The organism is Comamonas sp. AG1104 (assembly GCF_003350425.1).
Lineage (GTDB): Bacteria > Pseudomonadota > Gammaproteobacteria > Burkholderiales > Burkholderiaceae_C > Comamonas > Comamonas testosteroni.
Genome location: NZ_QQAS01000018.1, coordinates 1 through 8,171, shown reverse-complemented (window position 1 = coordinate 8,171; position 8,171 = coordinate 1). Strand labels below are relative to the sequence as shown.

Here is an 8,171-nt window from a genome sequence, read left to right as displayed (position 1 = left end):
TGACGCACCAGATTGTGCGTCTGGCCAAGGATCTCTTGCGGCTCGAAGCCGCTGACCTCCATGAACGCCTGATTGGCATATTTGATGTAGCTCTCCGTGTCCGTGGTGGACATCAGAGTTGCATGCTCATCAAAGCTGTACTCCCGCTGGGTTACCGGTGCGTTCACTCTCATATGTGCCTTCTGTGGTCAATGGCCTGACGAAACGAGATACCGCCCAGATTGAGTGAAGCCGGTACGCCTTGGGCACCCCTGCGATCGCTCCTTGAGCGCTTGCTCGTATCAAGTGCTTACATATTCCTTGACTGGTCTCAATTTTTGAATAGAGATCAGATCTGATGTATCCAACTAGCATCGAATCAGATCTGATTCATCAAATCGTCTTGATGGCCTTGAATTAATTTGATACAAGTCAATTTACAAATTCTGGATTCTTCTTGTTCGGCAACCAGGAGAGGCTCATGGATGCAGTGGTCAGCACCAGCTACAGCATGGAATTGGTTGTACTGTCGTACGCGATTTCGATGATTGGCGCCTTCATTGCGCTGATCTCTGCCAAGCGACTTGAGCCGGAGATTGATGACCGTCAGAGCTATCTGATGAGTCTCGGCAGCACAGGGATTGCTCTTGGCGGCATTGGCGTATGGTCAATGCATTTCATTGCCATGCTTGCGCTGCGCATGGACCTTGGAACCGGCTACTCGGTATGGGAGACTGGCGTGTCGCTCATTGCTGCGGTGACGATCTCGGCTCTGGCTTTTCATATCGTGGCTCGCAACCCGCGCAGCATTGTCCGCTTGCTGCTGGCCGGATCAATGCTTGGGCTGGGCGCCGTTGTCATGCACTACCTCGGCATGTATGGCATGCGTTTTGGAGGCCACCTGGAGTGGGACCATGAGCGAATCGCCATGTCGGTGCTGATTGCTCTCGTGGCTGCAACTGCGGCGCTGTGGCTGGCATTTCATACCGTACAGACAAGCATGCGCCTGCTTGCCGCAGCGATCATGGCCCTTGCCGTTTGTGCCATGCACTACACGGGCATGAGTGCGGCCGAGTTCATTTGCACTACGGAAAATCGCCTTGCAATTCCTTCGGGAAGGTATGTGCTCAGCGCGCTTGGACTGCCGATGGTGGTGGCTGTACTGGCCCTGGGCATGTCGATGGTTCTGCTGATGGACCTGGCGCTGGTATCTTTCCAAAAGAGCAGCATAAGAACAGGCATCCCTCGCAAATGAATTCCGGCAGCAGACTGATGCCCCTTGTTATGGAACTCACTTCGCATTGCGCCACCGTCAATCTCGACCTGTCTCGTTGGTGCATGTCGCTCGGTGACGAGCAACCGGACCGTTGATCACCACTCCAACTCTGTCTGCAAGGAATAGGTTCTCGGTACCTGGCTTGAGACGATCTCGATACCGGCACCAACCGCACCTATGCAGCGCTGAAAGCAAGAGGCAACCTTGAAACACCTGCTCGGATGTTTTCTGTATCACAGTGAAATCGCCAGTGACGCCAGTACGAGCTGTGTCGCAGATATCACCAGAGTCTCACGCCGATTCAATGAGGCCCATGGGATCACAGGGATCCTGATTTTTGACGGTCAGCGCTTCGTTCAATACATGGAGGGTCCTCAGCAGCAGGTGATTGCATTGGCCAAAAAGATATCCCTGGACAAGCGCCATACCAATTTCACCCCGCAGCACGAGGCAAGAGGCATAACGAGTCGCCTTTTCTCCGGTTGGAGCATGGCATACCTCTCGGTAGAAGATGCCGAGCCGTTGGCCCAAATGTGGGTTGTCGACGGAGACGCCGCAATGAGTTGCCTGCAGCAACTATTGCCAATGCTGGATGCTGCATAGCAGCTCCATTCAAACTCCTTGTTGCTGAAGCACTCTGATTTGGGCAGATTCGAAGATAGTTCCGAGACCACCGCCTACCGGCCGGCAACGGAATCTCAAACTGCTTACATTCACTCCAGGCAAGACAGTTCTTCTTCAATATCCCTTTGCAACTGACGCGGCGAAACGACTATCCCTTGCATTGTTGGCGTTGGGAATACGGCCGCAAGCATGCCGTCCTTTTCCATACCGGGAAGCCAACGACTCAGGAAATGGTGAACATCGATGCTTGCAGGGGAATTGCCAGCCCATTCGCCAACTGCACAAGCAATCGCGTAATCGGGATGTGGCCAAAAGGGGGCCACAGTATTTCCGTTGCTGTCCGAGGCTGTCACCCATCCACCCTCATTTCTCAGTCCCCACACCAATTGCCAGTCCGATACTCGGCCGATGAAATGCCGATAACGCTGGAGACTGGGAAGTGCCGACACCGCTTGGAACTGTTGTCGATTGAGTGGATATGACTTTTCCATGTGAAAACTGACGCTGGATGAGTGAGGCATTCTGTCACCAGGTTGAAGCCGGAGGGCCAGTCGCTCCAGCAATGACGAATTGGCGACAGCACCGATGCATATGCCCGCTGTGGATCGAACAGTGGCAGCCGCAACCATGAACAGCCGAAAGCGGACTGCCAGCAGATTTTCTTCTTGACCGCGTTGAGTCCAGATCCGCCTCCCCCGTCTCAGCTACCCGCCCACCACCGCCCTGCTCGGCCCTACGCTTATGGCGACCGACAGCCAGCCGGACCGGGATGGGCACCATGACCATCAAGGCAGCGGCGCATCTACCCTGCCCTTGATGCCGCATCCGGACCGAAGGGTCCGGACCTGTTCGCCACGCCTATGCGGCCCCTATAGCCTGGCCATCGGTAATCTCGAAGCAGCTCTCCCCGGCAAAGATATTCGTCAAGGCGGCTTTCAGTTCCTCGTACTCGCCGGCCGCAAGATCAAAGGCGATGGACATTTGCTTCAGTTCATCGATGTCCTCAGCCGCCTCGCGCTTGAACGTGACCTCCGCACTGGTACGCTTCAGCACAAACCGCTCAATGCCGCCATAGCGAGGTCTCTGCTGCCCACAGCACTCGACATGGTAGGTATCCATGCCCAGCTCTTCATCCTGCTCGTCTTCATACTCTTCGAAGGAGCGTTGGAGCATCAGGTAATGCTCGGTGCCATGCTTCTTGTCGGCAAAGCCGACAAGGTGGCAGAAGCCCTCCGGGTCTTTTGTGGCGATGCAGGCTGCGCGAAAGGAGAGAGTATTCATTTGGGTGTTCTTGAGGGTTCAGGGCAGCGACAGACTTGGAGCCGGAATCCTATGCCGGCAATGCCCTGGTCACGAGCGTTGTGGATCGACCGACAGCAGTCTCTCGGCGTTTGCAGAACATGTGCGACAACAAATTCATTGCTGCTTGACTTACTCGGTTGAATAGCCTCGACGCACCGGCGCGACTACTGGCTACTCCAAGATGGCTGTTGATTACTGGCGGAGCAGCCGTAATGTTCCGCGGACAGATTATCTGGGGCCTTCTTGCTATCTGGTCCACAGGGCCAGTACCCCAGACGCAAACCCGATGACCAGATACCCTGCAGGTATTGAGTTCATGGTCGGGCTAGTGATGATGCCATTCATCGAGACGCTTGCAGGACAATGGCTGCCAATTCAGCTAACACGTCGCCAGCCAACATCCTCATGGAGGATTGCCGGACTGGTCTCCGTGATCGTATTCACTGTGCTGCATGGCTACACAGACCATTTTGCGGTCACCATCTTGCGCAGCAAGGATAGATTCGATCAAACTGTTTTCAGGCCTCTGGTTCCTGCATCCAGGCTGCACAATGCGCCTGGATACTCTGGCAAACCATCGACAGGGAACGGCTCAATGGCTTGTCCTTTCGCAACACCATCGCCAGTGTTCGCTGCAATCCAGGTGTGAGCGGGCGTGAGACCAGGTCATCGCGCGCGCCTCGCCCCTGCATGGCCATGCGCGGAATCACGGCATAACCCAGGCCTATGGCCGCCATCTCCTTGAGCGCTTCGACGCTGTCGAGCTCCATCTGAGGGTGCGGCAGTTCACCGGCACGGCGCAGCCAGGCATCGACCACCCCGCGCGTGCTGGCTGATTTCTGCAAGGCAAGCAGAGGCAGGGATCTCAGCTCTGACGCAGCCACCGCATCGCCCGGCATCAGCATCTCGGTGCGAGCTACGGCCACCAGCTCGTCGTGCAGCACGGCAGTGGCCAGCAAGGCGCGGCGGTTGACCGGCAAGGTGACCAGGGCAAGATCCAGACTGTTGTCTTCCACGCGCCTTACGCACTCCTCGGTATTGCCCGTGACCACCACGATGTCGATTCCCGGATGGCTTGCCCGTATCTGGCGCAACACGGCAGGCAGAAGATAGAGACACACGGTCAGGCCCGTACCTATACGCACCTGCCCATTCACCTCGCGCGCATGCGCACTCAGCGCATGGGCCAGGCCTTCCAGCGCCACGCTCACGGCGGGCAGTTGCTCCAGCAAGGCCTTCCCGGCAGCCGTCGGCACAGCACGCCGCCCCACACGTTCTATGAGGCGTGCGCCGAGATGGCGTTCCAGTTGACGCACTTGCAGGCTGACCGCCGGCTGGGACAGTTGCAACAGCTCCGCTGCCTGAGAAAAACTGCCCTCCTGAACGACCAGACAAAAGCTCCTCAACAGCATCAAACCAGGGGCATTAGCCAAAGTTTCACTAATACCTTGCATAAACATCAAAAGATTCCTTATTGGTAAATCTCGGGCGAAGATTACTCCATGCAGAACGCTTCTACTTGTTCCCCCCTTCTTTCCCCGGCTCTGCCGCCGATCGACGGCGACCGCCTGTGGCGCCGCCTCGAAGACCTCGCCCAATTCACCCGAGCCGATATGCCCTGGACCCGCCGCGCCTTCAGCGCGGAATACCAGGCCGCACGCGCCTGGCTGCGCGGAGCTTTCGAAGCCGCGGGTCTGCAGGTGCGTCTGGATGCCGCAGGCAACCTCATCGGCCGCCGCCCCGGCCTGCGCGATGATCTGAAACCCCTGGCCACGGGCTCGCACACCGACACGGTGAATGCCGGGGGACGCTTCGACGGCATTCTGGGTGTGCTGGCAGGGCTGGAAGTGGCCCATGCCCTGCAGGACGCGGACATCACGCTGAAGCACCCCTTCGAGGTCATAGACTTCCTCTGCGAAGAGCCCAGTGACTACGGCATCTCCTGTGTGGGCAGTCGTGCCATGGCCGGTCAGCTCAGCGCCGACATGCTGGCCGCCCGCGACGGCCAGGGCGACACCCTGGGCCAGGCCCTGCAGCGCCTGGGCGCCCGCCCCGAAGCTCTGGCCGAGGCCGATCGCCGGCAGGACGGCTTTGCGGCCTTTGTGGAGCTACACATAGAACAAGGGCCTGTGCTGGAGCGCGAAGGCCTGGACATAGGCGCCGTGACCGACATCGTTGGCATACGCCGCGCTCAGCTGTTCTTTGAAGGTCGGCCCGATCATGCGGGCACCACTCCCATGAATGGACGTAGCGATGCCCTCGTGGCTGCAGCAATAGTGATCCGCCAGGCCCAGCGCCTGGCGCTGCAGTGGAGCCGCAGCGCACCTCACTACGTGGTTGCCACGGTAGGTCGCATGAACGTCTCCCCCAACGCCAGCAACACCGTGCCTGGCCAGGTGGACCTGACGCTTGAGGTGCGAAGCAACCATGCCCCCCTGCTGCAGGAGTTCTGGGAAATTCTGGCGCGGCGCTGCGGCCCAGCTATCGGGCGATTGGGCGTGAATTGGCGCGTGGAGCCTCGCACCCATGTCGACCCCGTTGCCTGCGCGCCGCTGATTGCTGCTGCCGTGGAGCAATCCGCCCAGCGCCTGGGCCTGGGCTGTCGACGCATGCCGAGCGGGGCCGGCCACGATGCCATGTACCTGGCCCAGACCGGACACTCGGGGATGATCTTCATCCCGTGTCTTGATGGGCGCAGCCATAGCGCAGTGGAATGGGCTTCACCGGGCCAGGTTCTGGCCGGCACCCAGGTGCTTGCCGCTACCCTGCTGAGCCTGGATGAGCAAATGGACTAGCTGCAATCACGAATGTGAATGGACCAGGCTTGTCCTGGTCGCGGCCTGTCATGCGTAGATGGGTCCTTGGATGTCTTCCGGGTTCGCCACGCAGCAATGATCGGCTTTTCAAGCTCAAACTGCCGGCCAGGAACGGTCATGAAAACTGGGCACCAGGCTCAGGTGCTACTCGGATCCGGACGGCGCAAGTCGATTCAAAATCAATTCATACTGAAGCAAGTCAGCAGGTGAGAAGCAGCAGAAGACAACCTCTTCAATTGACGAATGTTCCGACAGGCTTTCCTGGACAGTCCTGACAGCCACTTGCGCAGCCAGCTCGATCGGGTACCCATATATGCCGGTGCTGATGCTTGGGAAAGCAATCGAGGCAACCGACCTCTCCTGCGCCAACTCTATGCATCGGCGATAACAGCTGGCGAGCAGCTCTGCTTCACCGCTTTCCCCTCCTCTCCACACAGGTCCGACGGTGTGAATGATGTATTGGGCAGATAGGCGATAAGCCTTGCTCACCTTTGCATCGCCAGTCTTGCAGCCTCCGAGCAGCCGGCATTCATGCACAAGGTCTGGACCTGCCGCGCGATGGATTGCACCGTCGACGCCACCTCCGCCAAGGAGAGACGAATTTGCGGCATTGACAATGGCTCCCACATGAAGCGTTGTGATGTCAGAGCAGATGGCATGAAAGCGTGTGGGCATATCCGTACAGCGAAAGAGCAGGAAGGCTGCCGATACTGCAATGGCAGACCCGTTTTGTAAACACGTTGCCTTTGTAGGTGCCGGCGTAAGTGCCGACGTGCGATGCAGCTGTGTGCGGCCGCGTCCCCGAAGTGCCTGGAATCAGGAAGATCGCAATTTTGAGCGATCGTGACCGTTGCATGACTTCTGTTCTTGCGAACATTCGATTGTCTGTACTGGGTCGATCTGCGACTTTCGCAGTCCGGCCAGAAGCGGACTCTTCTGTGATCGATCGCCAGTTCCGGTGAAAGCCTATTCGAACTAGCCACTGCCTGGCGCCTGAACGACGGCACACCCCGCAACACCAGTCCTTGGGCTCCATTTGTCCCGAGCGGCTGCCTGGCTGGACGCTCGACAACGCGGCTCGCAGCGGCATCCTCATGTCGACCTGTGGCAGTCGTGAACCTCAAATACCACTTGCACTGGATTCACTGCGAAGCAACGTCTTGGCGACTGAAGCCCGCTACAAATGCTGCGTTGAGAGTCATGCACCGAACGAAGCAAGGGCGAATGCTGCGGGCTGCAGCACACCAGAAACTCGCCGCCGCAACTCCATTTCGCCATCTAGCTAGTGTTTTACCGCAAGGGAAAGCACCAAGCAAAAGTACCGCTTCTCTCCTTGAATTGCTTATGAAAAATAAACAAAATTCATCCGAAATTAATTATGAGTAATATCCAAATAAGTATTGAGAGGAAGCAAACCTTGGCAACTCCCTGAACATCAAAAAGACCGCGCCGCACCGACTCAATCGAGACCGGTCCGAACGCTGCAATAGCTCCAGCCAGAGCTCTTCTCCCGAATTTTTCCAAACAAACGCTTGAGCTGTGCCCATGGCACGGCAAGGAGGTGCTGCGCCCAAAAAAGTCTATGACTCAACGGATACCCACGAATCCGAGCACTACTGCAACGGCAGCGCCGGGCCCTGCGCAATGCAGGGTCCAAGGTTGACGACAAAGGGTTCGCTGGTCTGAACCATGAAGCCGTGGTTCCTGAAGCTGCAAAGCAGTTCCCTTCTTGGGCTCAAGAGCGCTTTGTCGGACAAGCCGCAGCCAGCAACTGCCCTGCTTCCTGAGAACAGGATTCTTGCAACCGAGCGGTAGGTCGCGTACGGCCAGTTCGCGCCCGGCTGCCCACCTGCATTCGATTCAGCAACTGAAAAGGAGGACTTCAGCAAAGAAATCAAAGCATGAAGACTTTCTGTAATTCAAAGATTCATATAACGGATCCAGATCTACGGGATCGTGGACACGGCCGTCGAAACCATGAACAACGTGGGCGCAACCAAGTCCAACCTCACACGCATGCCCAATCTGACGGGCAGCGTTCCATCACGCCTGGGCTTTCGCGGCCGCGAGGATCTGGGAGGCGGATTGAGCGCATCCTTCACGCTGGAGATGGGTATCGGCCCCGACAGCGGAGCCCTCAACCAGGGCGGTCGAGGTTTCGGCCGCCAGTCCTT

At 57.8% G+C, this 8,171-nt stretch carries 9 protein-coding genes; 4 read left to right on the top strand and 5 right to left on the bottom strand.

Annotated features, from left to right (window positions below):
* A partial coding sequence (locus tag DFO48_RS25040) for a PAS domain S-box protein (protein ID WP_114865114.1) occupies nucleotides 1-173 on the bottom strand: 173 nt, incomplete at its 3' end.
* Nucleotides 174-460: 287 nt separating this feature from the next.
* Here DFO48_RS25040 and DFO48_RS25035 point away from each other — a divergent pair.
* Together DFO48_RS25035 and DFO48_RS25030 are read left to right on the top strand one after the other, a co-directional pair.
* Nucleotides 461-1,234 carry an MHYT domain-containing protein gene (locus tag DFO48_RS25035; protein ID WP_114865112.1) on the top strand — a complete coding sequence of 258 codons (774 nt, stop codon included), beginning with the start codon at nucleotides 461-463 and terminating at the stop codon, nucleotides 1,232-1,234.
* Between the two features lie 225 nt (nucleotides 1,235-1,459).
* On the top strand, nucleotides 1,460-1,858 hold the full coding sequence (locus tag DFO48_RS25030; protein ID WP_003076132.1) for a BLUF domain-containing protein: 399 nt from the start codon (nucleotides 1,460-1,462) through the stop codon (nucleotides 1,856-1,858).
* A 110-nt stretch (nucleotides 1,859-1,968) separates the two neighbouring features.
* On the opposite strand, the gene DFO48_RS25025 is transcribed toward DFO48_RS25030, so the two are convergent.
* From DFO48_RS25025 to DFO48_RS25015, 3 genes are all read right to left on the bottom strand, one after another.
* A complete protein-coding gene (locus tag DFO48_RS25025) occupies nucleotides 1,969-2,370 on the bottom strand; it encodes a DUF2750 domain-containing protein (RefSeq protein WP_233506527.1) in 402 nt (133 codons plus the stop codon).
* Nucleotides 2,371-2,737: 367 nt separating this feature from the next.
* Nucleotides 2,738-3,160 (bottom strand): Imm10 family immunity protein, encoded by a 423-nt coding sequence (locus DFO48_RS25020; protein WP_114865111.1) that lies wholly within the window; start codon nucleotides 3,158-3,160, stop codon nucleotides 2,738-2,740.
* A 539-nt stretch (nucleotides 3,161-3,699) separates the two neighbouring features.
* Nucleotides 3,700-4,641 carry a LysR family transcriptional regulator gene (locus DFO48_RS25015; RefSeq protein ID WP_114865110.1) on the bottom strand — a complete coding sequence of 314 codons (942 nt, stop codon included), beginning with the start codon at nucleotides 4,639-4,641 and terminating at the stop codon, nucleotides 3,700-3,702.
* A gap of 42 nt (nucleotides 4,642-4,683) precedes the next feature.
* On the opposite strand from DFO48_RS25015, the gene DFO48_RS25010 reads away from it, so the two are divergent.
* The gene (locus DFO48_RS25010; protein ID WP_114865109.1) at nucleotides 4,684-5,976 is read left to right on the top strand and encodes a Zn-dependent hydrolase; all 1,293 of its coding nucleotides are present in this window, start codon (nucleotides 4,684-4,686) and stop codon (nucleotides 5,974-5,976) included.
* A 165-nt stretch (nucleotides 5,977-6,141) separates the two neighbouring features.
* Here DFO48_RS25010 and DFO48_RS25005 read toward each other — a convergent pair whose 3' ends face one another.
* Nucleotides 6,142-6,672, bottom strand: coding sequence for an O-acetyl-ADP-ribose deacetylase (locus DFO48_RS25005; protein WP_114865108.1), 531 nt, complete (start codon nucleotides 6,670-6,672; stop codon nucleotides 6,142-6,144).
* A 1,263-nt stretch (nucleotides 6,673-7,935) separates the two neighbouring features.
* On the opposite strand from DFO48_RS25005, the gene DFO48_RS25000 reads away from it, so the two are divergent.
* Nucleotides 7,936-8,171 (top strand): porin (locus DFO48_RS25000; RefSeq protein ID WP_147282778.1); only part of this gene is annotated, 236 nt, incomplete at its 3' end.

Bases quoted from the DNA above. Each gene is read 5' to 3' on its own strand.
- DFO48_RS25035 (WP_114865112.1), top strand. From the start codon at position 461: ATGGATGCAGTGGTCAGCACCAGCTACAGCATGGAATTGGTTGTACTG.
- DFO48_RS25025 (WP_233506527.1), bottom strand. From the start codon at position 2,370: ATGGAAAAGTCATATCCACTCAATCGACAACAGTTCCAAGCGGTGTCG.
- DFO48_RS25020 (WP_114865111.1), bottom strand. From the start codon at position 3,160: ATGAATACTCTCTCCTTTCGCGCAGCCTGCATCGCCACAAAAGACCCG.
- DFO48_RS25015 (WP_114865110.1), bottom strand. From the start codon at position 4,641: ATGTTTATGCAAGGTATTAGTGAAACTTTGGCTAATGCCCCTGGTTTG.
- DFO48_RS25010 (WP_114865109.1), top strand. From the start codon at position 4,684: ATGCAGAACGCTTCTACTTGTTCCCCCCTTCTTTCCCCGGCTCTGCCG.
- DFO48_RS25005 (WP_114865108.1), bottom strand. From the start codon at position 6,672: ATGCCCACACGCTTTCATGCCATCTGCTCTGACATCACAACGCTTCAT.